12 protein-coding genes are annotated in these 13,425 nt (G+C 69.9%); 7 read left to right on the top strand and 5 right to left on the bottom strand.

Annotation, left to right across the window (positions count from 1 at the left end):
- Positions 1–8: 8 nt before the first annotated feature.
- Both ACSFA0_RS20315 and ACSFA0_RS20310 read left to right on the top strand, forming a co-directional pair.
- Positions 9–1,046 carry a 1-phosphofructokinase family hexose kinase gene (locus ACSFA0_RS20315; RefSeq protein ID WP_435452102.1) on the top strand — a complete coding sequence of 346 codons (1,038 nt, stop codon included), beginning with the start codon at positions 9–11 and terminating at the stop codon, positions 1,044–1,046.
- A gap of 24 nt (positions 1,047–1,070) precedes the next feature.
- On the top strand, positions 1,071–2,882 hold the full coding sequence (locus ACSFA0_RS20310; protein ID WP_435452101.1) for a PTS fructose-like transporter subunit IIB: 1,812 nt from the start codon (positions 1,071–1,073) through the stop codon (positions 2,880–2,882).
- On the opposite strand, the gene ACSFA0_RS20305 is transcribed toward ACSFA0_RS20310, so the two are convergent.
- Entirely contained in the window at positions 2,883–3,809 is a 927-nt protein-coding gene (locus tag ACSFA0_RS20305) for a hydroxymethylglutaryl-CoA lyase (RefSeq protein ID WP_435452100.1), read from the bottom strand.
- Positions 3,810–3,939: 130 nt separating this feature from the next.
- Entirely contained in the window at positions 3,940–4,851 is a 912-nt protein-coding gene (gene cynR / locus ACSFA0_RS20300) for a transcriptional regulator CynR (RefSeq protein WP_435452099.1), read from the bottom strand.
- Positions 4,852–4,998: 147 nt separating this feature from the next.
- On the opposite strand from cynR, the gene ACSFA0_RS20295 reads away from it, so the two are divergent.
- From ACSFA0_RS20295 to ACSFA0_RS20275, 5 genes are all read left to right on the top strand, one after another.
- Positions 4,999–6,147: a CaiB/BaiF CoA transferase family protein gene (locus tag ACSFA0_RS20295; protein WP_435452098.1), complete on the top strand. Its 1,149-nt coding sequence runs from the start codon at positions 4,999–5,001 to the stop codon at positions 6,145–6,147.
- Between the two features lie 34 nt (positions 6,148–6,181).
- Positions 6,182–7,090 carry a dioxygenase family protein gene (locus ACSFA0_RS20290; protein WP_435452097.1) on the top strand — a complete coding sequence of 303 codons (909 nt, stop codon included), beginning with the start codon at positions 6,182–6,184 and terminating at the stop codon, positions 7,088–7,090.
- A gap of 14 nt (positions 7,091–7,104) precedes the next feature.
- Entirely contained in the window at positions 7,105–7,911 is an 807-nt protein-coding gene (locus ACSFA0_RS20285; RefSeq protein ID WP_435452096.1) for a citryl-CoA lyase, read from the top strand.
- On the top strand, positions 7,908–8,870 hold the full coding sequence (locus ACSFA0_RS20280) for a Bug family tripartite tricarboxylate transporter substrate binding protein (RefSeq protein ID WP_435452095.1): 963 nt from the start codon (positions 7,908–7,910) through the stop codon (positions 8,868–8,870). Before ACSFA0_RS20285 ends, ACSFA0_RS20280 begins: the two co-directional genes overlap by 4 nt.
- A 111-nt stretch (positions 8,871–8,981) precedes the next feature.
- Positions 8,982–9,947: a Bug family tripartite tricarboxylate transporter substrate binding protein gene (locus ACSFA0_RS20275; protein WP_435452094.1), complete on the top strand. Its 966-nt coding sequence runs from the start codon at positions 8,982–8,984 to the stop codon at positions 9,945–9,947.
- 39 nt (positions 9,948–9,986) lie between these two features.
- Here ACSFA0_RS20275 and ACSFA0_RS20270 read toward each other — a convergent pair whose 3' ends face one another.
- Genes ACSFA0_RS20270 through ACSFA0_RS20260 form a run of 3 tightly spaced genes read right to left on the bottom strand, consistent with a single transcriptional unit; the run spans position 9,987 to position 13,401 of the window.
- Positions 9,987–11,156, bottom strand: a complete 1,170-nt coding sequence (locus tag ACSFA0_RS20270; RefSeq protein ID WP_435452093.1) for an acyl-CoA dehydrogenase family protein — start codon at positions 11,154–11,156, stop codon at positions 9,987–9,989.
- A complete protein-coding gene (locus ACSFA0_RS20265; protein WP_435452092.1) occupies positions 11,153–12,391 on the bottom strand; it encodes a CaiB/BaiF CoA transferase family protein in 1,239 nt (412 codons plus the stop codon). The genes ACSFA0_RS20270 and ACSFA0_RS20265 overlap by 4 nt, the downstream gene beginning before the upstream one ends.
- Entirely contained in the window at positions 12,388–13,401 is a 1,014-nt protein-coding gene (locus ACSFA0_RS20260; RefSeq protein WP_435452091.1) for a Bug family tripartite tricarboxylate transporter substrate binding protein, read from the bottom strand. Before ACSFA0_RS20260 ends, ACSFA0_RS20265 begins: the two co-directional genes overlap by 4 nt.
- Between the last annotated feature and the right edge of the window lie 24 nt (positions 13,402–13,425).

Raw genomic sequence — 13,425 nt, 5'->3', positions numbered from 1 at the left:
ACACCGCCATGCCCCACCCCATCGACACCCTGACCGCCGACACCGCCCCCGCACCGGGTCGCGCGGCCCCGCGCATCTTCACCATCACGCTCAACCCGGCCATCGACCACACCGTGCGCGTCGCCGCACTCACCCCCGGCGACGTGCATCGCGCCGAGGGCCAGCAGGTCGAAGCCGGCGGCAAGGGCGTGGGCGTGGCCGCTGTGCTGGCCGCGCTGGGCCAGCCCGTGACGGCCTGCGGCTGGCTCGGCGCCGACAACGACGCCGTGTTTCGCGACGCCTTTGCCGCGCGCGGCATCGACGACGGCATGCTGCGCCTGCCGGGCAGCACGCGCACCAACATCAAGATCGCCGACGCCGCGCGCGGCGACACGACCGACATCAACCTGCCCGGCCTGGCGCTGTCGCCCGAGGAACTGGTGGGCGCCGAAGCCGACCTGTTGGCCGCGCTCGCACGGCGCGTGCAGCCCGGCGACTGGTGCGAGCTGGCGGGCAGCCTGCCGCCCGGCGCCGATGGGGCGGTGTGGGAACGCATCGCGCGCGCCCTGGCCGCACGCGGCGCGCACATCGCCATCGACACCGGCGGTGCCGTGCTGTTGGAGTTGCTGCGTCACCTGGCCGACCCGGCCCGCGGCACTGTGGTCCCCGTGGCCTTCGTCAAGCCGAACCGGGCCGAGCTGGAAGAGCTGGCGGGCCATGCGCTGCCGACGCTGGACGACGTGGCCGCTGCGGCGCAAACGCTGTGTCGCGACCACGGCGTGCGCCAGCTGGCGGTGTCGCTGGGCGGCGAAGGCGCCGTGATCGCCACGCGCGACGGCTGCTGGCAGGCCGCTGCACCGCAGGTACCGGTGGCCACCACGGTGGGCGCGGGCGATGCGCTGGTGGCGGGCACGCTGGCCGCCCTGGCACGAGGCCTGGCCATGCCCGGCGCCGCCACGTTCGGCATGGCCTGCGCGGCGGCGCGCATCCAGCGCATCGCCCCCGGCCTGCCGCCGCGAAGCGAGGTGGACGCCCTCGCGGCCGCCATCGTCGCCGTGCCGTTGTAACCCCCCGATTCAGGAGAGACATTCATGGCCCAACTCATCGCCATCGCCGCGAGCCAGGCTGGCCCGGCGCACAGCTTCATGGTGGCCGAGGCGCTGCGCGCTGCAGCCGCCACGCTCGGTCACCGCATCGCGCTCAGTGTGCACAGCAGCCTGGGCACGCAGGGCGGCTTCAGCGACACCGAACTCGCACGCGCCAGCGCCGTCATCGTGGCCGCCGACATGCGCATCGACCGCCAGGAGCTGCTGGGCACGGTCGCCGCGCCCGTGCACGAAGCGTCGCCGGCCGCCGTGCTGGCCGACGCCACGCGGGTGGTGCGCGAGGCGCTTGCACTGGCGGGCGTGACCGTCGAGGCCGCACCGCGCGCACCGGCCGCGGTGGGTGCTGCCGGTGCCGCGACGGCGGGTGCGCCGGTGGCACCGCTGCGCATCGTCGCCATCACCTCCTGCCCCACGGGCGTGGCCCATACCTTCATGGCCGCCGAGGCGCTGGAGCAAGGCGCCAAGGCCCTGGGCTACCGGATCAAGGTCGAGACGCAGGGGTCGGTGGGCGCGCAGAACACGCTGACGCCCGAGGACATCGCCAACGCCGACCTGGTCGTGATCGCGGCCGACACCCAGGTCAACCGCGACCGCTTCGCGGGCAAGCGCCTGTACGCCACCGGCACCAAGGCGGCCATCCACGATGCGGCGGCGGTATTCGCCCAGGCACAGGCACAGGCCGCGGTGTGGGGCGCGGGCGAGGAGGCCGCCGCCGCGTCGGCCGGCGCATCGACCGCATCGAACGCCGGGTCGCCGCAGCGCGAATCCGTCAGCGCCTACAAGCATCTGATGACGGGTGTGTCCTTCATGCTGCCTTTCGTGGTGGCGGGTGGCCTGCTGATTGCGCTGGCCTTCGCGCTGGGCGGCATCTACGTGTACGACGACGCGCACAAGGGCACGCTGGGCTGGGTGCTGTTCCAGGTTGGCGCCAAGGCGGGCTTCGCGCTCATGCTGCCTGCGCTGGGGGGCTACATCGCCTATTCCATCGCCGACCGGCCTGGCATCGCGCCCGGCATGATCGGGGGCATGCTGGCCGGCACCGTGGGGGCCGGCTTCCTCGGCGCGATCGCGGCGGGCTTCATCGCGGGCTACAGCGTGAAGCTGCTCAACCGCTGGATCCGGCTCCCGCGCGGGCTGGAGGGCTTGAAGCCCGTGCTGCTGCTGCCGTTGCTGGGGGCCGCCATCGTGGGCGTGCTCATGATGATGGTCATCGGCACGCCGATGGCCGCCGTGATGAGCGCGCTGACCGACTGGCTCAAGGGCCTGCAGACGGGCAGCGCCGTGCTGCTCGGCGTGGTGCTGGGCGGCATGATGGCGGTGGACATGGGCGGACCGGTGAACAAGGCCGCCTACGTGTTCTCCACCACCCTGATCGCCAGCGGCGTCGCCAACCCCATGGCCGCCGCGATGGCCGCGGGCATGACGCCGCCGCTGGGCATCGCCCTGGCCTGCTGGCTGTTCAAGAACCGCTTCACGGCCGAAGAGCGCGAAGCGTCGAAGGCCGCGGCCGTGCTGGGCCTGGCGTTCATCACCGAAGGCGCGATTCCCTTCGTGGCGCGCGATCCGCTGCGCGTCATTCCCGCCTGCGTGCTCGGCTCGGCCGTGGCCGGCGGCCTGTCGATGGCCTGGAACATCGGCCTGCAGGCGCCGCACGGCGGCGTGTTCGTGCTGGCCATTCCCAACGCCGTCAACCATGTGCTGCTGTACGCCGGCGCCATCGCGGCCGGGGCGGTGGTCACCGGCCTGGCGCTGGGCCTCTTCAAGAAGCGCGTGCCTGCCGCGGCGGCAGCGGTGTGATCAGGCGGCCGGCGCGCGCTTGGCCAGCAGGGCTCTCGCGACGCGCGAGTCGGTCTTGCGGCCCAGCGCGTCGCTGATGTAGACGCCGGCGTCGATCAGCCGGTCGAGGTCGATGCCGGTTTCGATGTCCATGCCGTGCAGCAGGTAGACCACGTCCTCGGTCGCGACGTTGCCGGTGGCGCCCTTGGCATACGGGCAGCCGCCCAGGCCGGCGGAGGAGGACTGGAAGTTCCACACGCCGAGTTCGAGCGCAGCGAGGGTGTTGACCAGCGCCTGCCCATAGGTGTCGTGGAAATGGCCCGAGATGTCGTCGACGCCGAAGTGCGCCAGCGTGGCCTCCATCGCCGCCTGCACCTTGCGCGGCGTGCCCACGCCGATGGTGTCGGCCACATCGACGCGCTGCACGCCGATGCCCTTCATGAGTTGCGCGAGGTAGCCCACCTTGGCGGGCGCGATCTCGCCCTCGTAGGGGCAGCCGACCGTGCACGACATGGCGCCGCGCACGCGGATGCCCTGCTCGCGCGCCGCAGCCACCACCGGCGCGAAGCGCTCGATGCTCTCGGCGATGGAGCAGTTGATGTTCTTCTGGCTGAAGGCCTCGCTGGCGGCGCCGAACACGACGACCTCGTCGGGCCACTCGTTGCGGGGCGCCGAGAGTGCAGCTTCCAGGCCCTTCATGTTGGGCGTGAGCACCGAATAGGTCACGCGCGGATTGCGGCGGATGCCGTGCATCACCTCGGCGTTGTCGGCCATCTGCGGCACCCACTTGGGGCTGACGAAGCTGGTCACCTCGATGGCCGTGAGGCCGGCGTCCTGCAGGCGGTGCACCAGCTCGATCTTCACCGCGGCCGGCACGGGTTGCTTTTCGTTCTGCAGGCCGTCACGCGGGCCGACGTCGACGATCTCGACCTTGGAGGGGAATTTCATGGTTGTCTCTTGCTTCGCTGTGGGAAGGAATGCCGCCCCAATTGTCGGCCCGCGCGCAAGAACCTGCGCGCCACGCGGTCGGCCCCACGGTGGCAATCCCTGCCAGCAGGGTTGCAAATGCCGACAGCCCTCAAGCCTTGGTGTCTTTGCGTTCCAGCAGGCTCGTGCGGAACGCTACCTTGCGCACGATGGCCGAGAACGCGCGCGTCGCCGGTGACTCGTGCGCGGGCGGCGACCACAGCATGCCCGGCGTGCGCACCGGTGTCGGGCTCTCCAGCCGCACGATGGCCAGCCCGGCATTCGGCTGCACCGCGTTGGCCGCGACGATGGCGGCGAGCCGCGTCTTGGCGACCAGGCCCATGATCGGCGCCAGCGCGTTGATCTCGGCCACCACCTGCGGTTCGGCCCCGCAGGAGCGGAAGCATTCGTCGAGCATCTGGCGCGTGGCGAAGCTCGCGGGCAGCAGCACCATCGGCAGGCGGTGCAGCTCCACCATACGCACGCGCTTGCGGCGCGCCAGCGGATGGCCCTGCGCCACCACCAGCACCATCTCCTCGTTGTAGAGCGGCTCGAACTGCAGCGCCCCCGGCGCTGTAGGCCGATAGGCGATGCCAAGGTCCAGCGTGCCCTGCTGCAGCCGCTGCGCGATGAGGTCGGCCGCGAGTTCCTCCACCAGCACCCGCACGCCGGCATAGCGTTGGTGGAACGACGCGATGCAGTCGGGGATGAAGCCAAGGTTGAAGGTCGGCGTCGAGCCGATGCGCAACTCGCCCGACACCGCCTTCGGGTCTTCGCGCAGCGCGCCCAGGCCACGGTCGATTTCCTGCAGCGCCCGCGTGGCGTGGTGGAGGAAGGCCTCGCCCGATTCGGTCAGCGCCACGCGCTTCCCGCTGCGGTCGAAGAGCTGCGTGCCCAGTTCCTCTTCCAGCTGCTTGATCTGGTGCGACAGGGTCGACTGCGTGACATGCAGCCGCTCGGCCGCGCGCGTGAAGTTGAGCGAGCCTGCCAGGGTGCTGAAGTAACGCAGGTGGCGCAGTTCCATGGGTGTCTCCGGATGTCGTGGCTTCGAAGGCCACGATCGATGCGGTCGATGGTATCCATGAAAAACCATCATTGTTAAAAATTGCCCCGCCTGCCTAGAGTTCGCACCCAGCCCCTCGACGGGCGAACGAACACAGGAGACAACGCGTTGCAAAAAGTCCTCAGCGGCATCAAGGTGCTGGAGCAAGGCACGTTCATCACCGGCCCGGCCGCCGGCATGTTCCTCGCCGACCTGGGTGCGGAGGTGATCAAGGTCGAACAGCCCGGCAGCGGCGACCCGTTCCGCGCCTTCCGCGGCGGCCTCTACAGCCCGCACTTTCAGACCTACAACCGCAACAAGCGCAGCATCACGCTCAACCCGAAGCTGCCCGACGACGCGGCGGTCTTCGACGAGCTGGTGAAGGAATCGGATGTGTACATCCAGAACTTCCGCCCCGGTGCGGCCGAGCGGCTGGGCGCCGGGGCGGCCCGCCTGCGCGAGCTCAACCCGCGCCTGGTGTACTGCGCCATCAGCGGCTTCGGCCAGACCGGCCCGGCCGCCGGCCGACCCGCCTACGACACCGTGGCCCAGGCGGCCAGCGCCTTCCTCAAGCTGCTGGTGAACCCGGCCAACCCGCGCGTGGTGGGGCCGGCGGTGGCCGACGCGATGACCGGCTTCTACGCGGCCTACGGCGTGATGGGCGCGCTGATCGAGCGCGGCCGCACGGGCGTGGGCCGCACGGTGGAGGTGTCGATGCTCGAGGCGATGTGCCACTTCAACCTCGACGCGTTCACGCACTACTTCTCCGAGAACGAAATCATGGGGCCGTTCAGCCGGCCCAGCGTGTCGCAGTCGTACGTGCTCGAGTGCGCCGACGGGCTGTGGATCGCGCTGCACATGTCGTCGCCCGAGAAGTTCTGGCAGGGGCTGGCGAACGCCATCGAGCGGCCCGATCTGTTCCAGGACCCGCGCTTCGCCAACCGCGAAGGCCGCATCGCGCACCAGACCGAAATGATCACCCTGCTGGACGGCCTGTTCCGTGCGCGCACCCGCGCCGACTGGTGCGCCCGGCTCGAAGCCGAAGACGTGCCGCACGCGCCGATGTACGACACGCGCGAAGCGATGGAAGACCCGCAGGCGCGGCACCTCCAGCTGGAGGTGAGTGCACCGCATCCGGAGGGCGGCGAGTGGCGGACCATCCGCTCGCCCGTGAGCTTCGATGGCGAACGCCCGCTCGACGTCACGGCACCGCCGACACTCGGCGCCGACAACGATGCCATCGTCGAGCCGCTGCGACGGCGGTTGCACGAAACCTGAGACGCATCCCCAGAAGAAATCGGAGACAAACCCCATGACCCCCTCGAACGAGAACGAACTGACCCAGGCCGCGCTGCAGCGGCTCGACGGCGCCACCGACCCGCGCTTCGCGCAGGTCATGACCTCGCTCATCACGCACCTGCACGCCTTCATCCGCGAGGTCGACCTCCAGCCCGACGAATGGATGCGCGGCATCGAATTCCTCACCGCCACCGGCAAGGCCTGCGACGACAAGCGCCAGGAGTTCATCCTGCTGTCGGACACGCTCGGCGCCTCGATGATGGTCGTGATGCTCGACCAGCTGCGCGCGGCACGCGACGCAAAGCACGCAGGTGCCACCGGCGACCTGCCGGTGACGCCGACCACCGAAGCGACGGTGCAAGGCCCCTACTACTGGGCCGGCGCGCCGGAGATGCCCTGCGGGTCGGACATCGCCCAGGGCACGCCCGGCGAGCCGACCTTCTACAGCGGCCGCGTCACCGACACGCGCGGCCAGCCGATCGCTGGCGCGCTGCTCGACGTCTGGTCGGGCGACGGCGAAGGCGTGTACGACATGCAGGTCGACGGCGCCGGCATGGCCGCGCGCGCACGCATCCGCACCGACGCCGAAGGCCGCTACTGGTTCTGGTCGATCCGGCCGTCGTACTACCCGGTACCGGTCGACGGCCCGGTCGGCCGCATGCTCGACGGCATGGGCCGCCACCCCAACCGGCCGGGCCACATCCACATGATGGTTTCGGCCCCTGCGCACGTGCCGGTGACCACGCACCTCTTCGTCGCAGGCAGCCCGTACATCGACTCCGACGCGGTGTTCGGCGTGCGGCCCAGCCTGATCGTCGACTTCGAGTCGCACCCCGCGGGCACCGCACCCGATGGCCGCGCGCTGGACACGCCCTACTGGTCGGCGCACTACGACTTCCACCTGCAACCCACGGCCGCCTAAGCGCGCACGTCACCATGAAAATCGGCAAATCCACCGTCCCACGCACCGCCATCTGCACGTCGGACGAGCACACCATCGTCGTGCGCGGCGAAGACCTCTGCAATGACCTGATCGGGCACGTCAGCTTCGCGGACTACTTCTTTCTGCTGCTCACCGGCAAGCGCCCCGATGCGACGTGCAGCGCCGTGCTCAACGCCACGCTGGTCGCTATCGCCGAGCATGGCCTGGTGCCGAGCGTGCAGGCCAGCCGCATGACCTACGCCGCCGCGCCCGACGCGCTGCAGGGCGCGGTGGCCGCGGGCATCCTGGGCTGCGGCTCGGTGATCCTGGGCGCCTCGGAAACCGCCGGCCGGCTGTTCACCGAGGTCGCGGCCCGTGTCGATGCGGGCGAGGCGCTCGACGAGGTCGCGGCCGACGTCATCCGCACGCTGAAGGCCGAGCGCCGCTCGATCCCCGGCTACGGCCATCCGCTGCACAAGAGCAACGACCCGCGCGTCGACCGCCTGATCGCCGTCGCCACCGAAGCCGGTGCCGACCTGCGCTTCGTGCGCATCGCGCAGGCGATCGAGCGCGTGATCCCCGGCATCGTCGGCAAGGAACTGCGGCTGAACGTCTCGGCCGCCATTCCGGCTGTGCTGCTGGGCGTGGGCTTCCCGGTGGCGTCGCTGCGCGGCGTGCCGATCCTCGCGCGCACCGCAGGCCTGATCGCGCACCTGGCCGAAGAGGCCGAGACGCCGAGCGGCTTCGCGCTGTCGTACCAGGCCACGCGCGAGCTGCAGTACGAGGGCGACGTGCCCGCCGGCTTCGGAGCATCGACATGACGCGGCGCCTCACACGCCGTGTGCTGATCGCGAGCACGCTGCTGGCCGCCGGTGCGGCCATCGCACAGGCGCCCTCGTCACGCCCCATCAAGCTGGTCGTGCCCTTCGGCGCGGGCACGACGACCGACATCGTCGGGCGCACGCTGGCCGACGCGCTGGGCCGGCAACTCGGCCAGGCCGTGATCGTCGAGAACAAGCCCGGCGCGGGCGGCGCCATCGGCAGCGAGCAGGTCGCCAAGTCGGGCACCGATGGCCAGACGCTGCTGCTGGGCACCGTGGGCACGCACGCCATCAACCCGTCGCTCTACAAGCGCCTGGCCTACCAGCCGCTGCGCGACTTCGCGCCGCTGGGCTTCATCGGCGCCACGCCGACGCTGCTGGTGGTGCCGACCGCCTCGCCGTGGAAGAGCGTGGCCGACCTCCGGCAGGCGGCCGACGGCGCGGTCAACTTCGCGTCGGCAGGTAACGGCACCTCGGGCCACCTGGCCGGCGAATTGCTCAACGTGCGGCTCGGCAAGAAGTTCGTGCACGTGCCCTACCGCGATGGGGCGCAGGCCATGACCGAACTGGTCGCGGGCAACGTGCAGTTCATGTTCTATCACCCGGCTGCCGTGCTGCCGCAGGTGCGCGCGGGCCGGTTGCGTGCGCTGGGCGTGTCCAGCGCCAAGCGCAGCGCCGCCGCGCCCGACGTGCCCACGCTGATCGAACAGGGCGTGCCCGACTTCGACCTCGTCGCCTGGTTCATGTTGTATGCGCCAGCCACCCTGCCGGCCGACCAGCGCGACCGCCTGCGCGAGGCGACGCGCCAGGTGCTGGCGCAGCCCGAGGTGCGCGAGAAGCTGTCGCAACAGGGCATCGAGCCCAGCGACCTGACCGGCGCCGCGCTCGACGCCTTCGCGCGCAACGAGATCGCGAAGTGGGGCGAAGCCGTCCAGCGCTCCGGCGCACAGATCGACTGAGGAGATACGACCACCACCCATGGACCCGATGACCTTCGGCGCGGCCACGTGCCCGGCGAAGCGACACGATTTTCAAACAAGCGGGCACACGCCCGTCATAAGGAGACAGACATGCGTTCGAGAATTCAATGGTTGGCAGCCCTTTGCCTGGGCATGGCGTGCAGCCTGGCCGCCGCGCAGCCCGCGCCCTGGCCGAACAAGCCCATCCGCATCGTGGTCGGCTTCGCGCCGGGCACGCCACCAGACATCTTCGCGCGGCTGTACGGCGACTACGCGTCGAAGCAGCTCGGCGTGCCGGTGGTGATCGACAACAAGCCGGGCACCGCCGGCAACCTGGCGGCCGACACCGTGGCCAAGGCACCCGCCGACGGCTACACCTACCTCTACAACCTCTCGACCGGGTTCACCATCAACCCGTACATCTACAGCAAGCTGCCCTACGACCCGCAGAAGGACTTCGTGCCGGTGGCGACCACCATGCGGCAGGGCCTGGTGCTCATCGCACCAGCCAATTCGCCGATGAAGTCGGTGAAGGAACTGGTCGCCGCCGCGAAGGCCAAGCCGGGCACCATCTCGCACGCCTCGTACGGCGCGGGTAGCCCGTCGCACCTGATCGTCGAGTGGCTCAAGGACGAGACGAAGACCGAAATGCTGCACGTGCCCTACCGCGGCAGCCCGGTGGCCGACCTGATCGGCGGCCAGGTCGACACGCTGATGGAACCCATCGCCACCGGCTACCCGCAGATCACCGGCGGGCGCGTGCGGGCCTTGGCCTATTCCGGCGAGACGCGCCACCCCGCCATGCCCGACGTGCCCACGCTGTCGGAAGTGGTGCCCGGCCTGACCATGATGTCGTGGCACGGCCTGTGGGCGGCGTCGGCGACGCCCGCACCGATCGTCACGCGCTTCAACGCGCTGATGGTCCAGGCCAGCAAGGACCCCGACCTGGCCAAGCGCATCCGCGACCTCAACAGCGAACCGCTGGGCCTGACGCAGGCCGAAATGGTGGCGATGGTGAGCCGCGACGCCGACATCTACAGCCGCATCGTCAAGGCGAAGAACATCCGCGTGGATTGAATGCGTCGTCCATGACGTCGGCGTCTCGTGGCGGGCGCATCAATACGACTTGGGCAGCCCGAGCGCCTTCTCCGCAATGAAGTTCAGGATCATCTGTGGGCTGACGGGCGCGATGCGCGGGATATAGCTCTCGCGCAGCAACCGCTCCACGTGGTATTCCTTCGCATAGCCCATGCCGCCCAGCGTGAGCACGGCGTTCTGGCAGGCGTCGTGTGCGGCCTCCGCCGCCAGGTACTTCGCAGCGTTGGCTTCGATGCCGCAGGGCTCGCCCGCGTCGTACAGCGTGGCGGCCTTGAACACCATCAGGTCGGCCGCCTCCAGGTTGGCCCACGCGCGTGCCAGCGGATGCGCCACACCCTGGTTCTGCCCGATGGGCCGACCGAACACCACGCGCTCCTGGGCGTACTGTGCGGCGATGCGCAACGCGGCGCGGCCGATGCCGATGGCTTCGGCCGCGATCAGGATGCGCTCGGGGTTCAGTCCGTGCAGGATGTATTCGAAGCCCCGCCCCTCCTCGCCGATGCGGTCGTCTTCGGGCACGTCGAGCCCGTCGATGAACAGCATGTTGGAGTCGACCGCCGCGCGGCCGAGCTTGTGGATCTCGCGCACCTCGACCTTGCGGCGGTCCAGCGGCGTGTAGAACAGCGTCAGGCCCTGCGTGGGCTTGTCCACCTGGTCCAGCGGCGTGGTGCGCGTGAGGATCAACATGCGGTCGGCCACCTGCGCGGTCGAGATCCAGATCTTGCGGCCGTGCAGCAGGTAGCCGCCGCCGGGCTGACGCACCGCCTGCGTCTTCAGGCGGGTGGTGTCCAGGCCTGCATCGGGCTCCGTCACGGCGAAGCAGGCCTTCTCGGTGCCCGCAATCAGCGGCGGGAGGAAGCGCTGACGCTGGTCTTCTGTGCCGAACACCACCACCGGGTTGAGCCCGAAGATGTTCATGTGCACCGCCGACGCGCCCGACATGCCGGCGCCCGACGCGCTGATGGCGCGCATCATCAACGCGGCTTCGGTGATGCCGAGGCCGGCACCGCCCTGCGCCTCGGGCATCGCGATGCCGAGCCAGCCGCTTTCGGCGACAGCGCGGTGAAATTCGTGCGGAAAGACGGCACGGTCGTCGTGGTCGCGCCAGTAGTCGGCGGGAAAGTCTTCGCACAGCCGTTCGATGGCCGCGACCAGCGAGCGCTGGTCTTCGTTCAGGGAGAAATTCATTCGCTGTCTTTCACTGCGTCGGGCTGCAGCGTGACGCCGCGCGCCAGCATGTTGTCGATGGCTGCGTCGTCGTAGCCGGCTTCGCGCAGCAACTCCACGCTCTGTTCGCCGATGCGCGGCGTCGGGCGGCGGATGGCCGTGGGCGTGGCGCTGTAGCGCCCGACCGGCGCGAGGGTGCGGATGCGGCCTTCGGTGGGGTGGTCGAACTCGGGAAAGAGATCGACCGCGCGCAGGTGCGGGTCGTCGAGCAGGCTTTCGGTGGTGTGCAGGCGCGCCACGGGAATGTCGGCGCCGGCCAGCGCGGCGAACCATGCGTCGCTGCTGCGCGTGGCCATCACGTCGGCCACGAACGCGTAGACCGCGCCGATGTTCGCGGCGCGCGCGGTGTGGGTGCCGAACATCGGCGAGGCGCGCAGCTCGGGGCGGCCGATGACGTCGAAGAAGGCCTGCCAGTGCTTGTCGTTGTAGATGAGCACGCTCAGATAGCCATCCGACGTGGCGTAGGGCTTGCGGTGCGGCGCGAGCAGGCGCGCGTAGCCGGTGGGACCCAGTGGCGGCTCGAAGCTGTGGCCGCCGAGATGATCGCCCATGACGAACTGCGACAGTGCTTCGAACATGGGCACCTCCACGGCCTGGCCCTGGCCCGTGCGCTGCGCATGCAGCACGGCGGCGAGCAGCGCGATGGCGGCCTGCAGGCCCACGGTGCGGTCGGCCAGCGTGACGGGGGCGTAGCGCGGCGCGCCGCCGCTTTGCTGCGCGAACAGCGAGGCGATGCCGGCGGCGCCCTGGATCAAGTCGTCGTACGCCGGCTTGCCGGCGTAGGGGCCTTCTTCGCCGTAGCCGAAGGCGCCGAGGTAGACGATCTTCGGGTTGACCGCGGCCACCGCGTCATAGCCCAGACCCAGGCGTGCCATCGCCTGCGGCCGTGTGTTGTAGATGAGCGCATCGCACCCGGCGGCCAGCCGCAGGCAGGCCTCGCGGCCCTCGGGCTGCTTGAGGTCGAGCACCACGGAACGCTTGTTGCGGTTGAGGTGCATCGCCATCGCGCCCATGCCGGCATGGCGCATCGGGCCGACCGCGCGCAAGTTGTCTCCGGCCGGCGGCTCGACCTTCACGATGTCGGCACCGAGGTCGCCGAGGGTCTGTGTGGCGTACGGCCCCATGACCACGGCCGTGAGGTCGAGGATGCGGATGCCCTGCAGCGGGCCACCGGTGGACGTGTCTTGCGAACTCATTCAGGTTGAATGCCCGCGGCCTGGATCAGCTTCTTCCATTTGGCCAACTCGGACACGGTGAATGCACCCAGCGCCTCCGGCGTGCTGCCGAACGCATCGAAGCCCAGCTTGCTCACGCGCTCGCGAAAGACCGTGCCGTTCGCCATCTCCGCGAGTGCATTGTTGAGCTTCAGCACGATGTCGCGCGGCGTGCCGGCCGGCGCGAACACCCCGTTCCAGGACGTGATGTCGAAGCCTTTCAGCTCGGGCGTATCGGCCAGTGGCGGCAGCTCGGGGAACAGCTTGGTCCGCTCCTGCGTCGTCACCGCGATTGCACGCATCTTTCCGGCCTTCACCGTGGCCAGACCGGCCGCCAGGTCGACCACCATCATCGACACCTGGCCGCCGATCAGGTCGGCAATGGCCGGCGGCGTGCTCTTGTAGGGCACGTGCAGCATCGGGATGCCGCTCATGCGCGACAGCGTGGCGCCGCTCACGATGCCGGTGCTGTTGCCGCTCGCGTAGGTCAGCTTGCCCGGATTCGCACGTCCCCAGGCTAACAACTCGGCGACGCTCTTGACGGGCAGGTCGTTGTTCACCACCAGCATGAACGGCAGGTTGCCCATGCGACTGACAGGCGCGAAGTCCTTCACCGGATCGTAGGGCAGCGACTTCATCAGGCTCGGGTTGGCCGAATGCGTGGTGTTGGTCGTCATGAACAGCGTGTACCCGTCGGGCGGCGCCTTGGCCACCAGCTCGGCCGCGATCACGCCGCTGGCGCCGGCCCGGTTGTCCACGATCACGGAGCCCTTGAGCACCTCGCCGAGCATCTGCGCGGTGATGCGCGCGACCGCGTCGGTGCCGCTCCCGGCCGCGAAGGGCACCACGAGCTTGATCGGCTGCTTGGGGTAGCCCTCCTGCGCAAAGGCCCATGGCGCGGCACCCGCGATGCCTGCGGCCGCGCCGATGGAAAGGAAGCGGCGGCGGTTCGCCACCACGGCCGCGTTCCCGCTCACATTCGTCGTCTTCATGCTTGTTTGTCTCCGGGGTTGTTG

Origin of the sequence: Variovorax restrictus, assembly GCF_051216715.1 — a bacterium.
Lineage (GTDB): Bacteria > Pseudomonadota > Gammaproteobacteria > Burkholderiales > Burkholderiaceae_C > Variovorax.
Note: the sequence above shows the minus strand (reverse complement) of the source record. Positions and strands in the feature narration are given on the sequence as shown.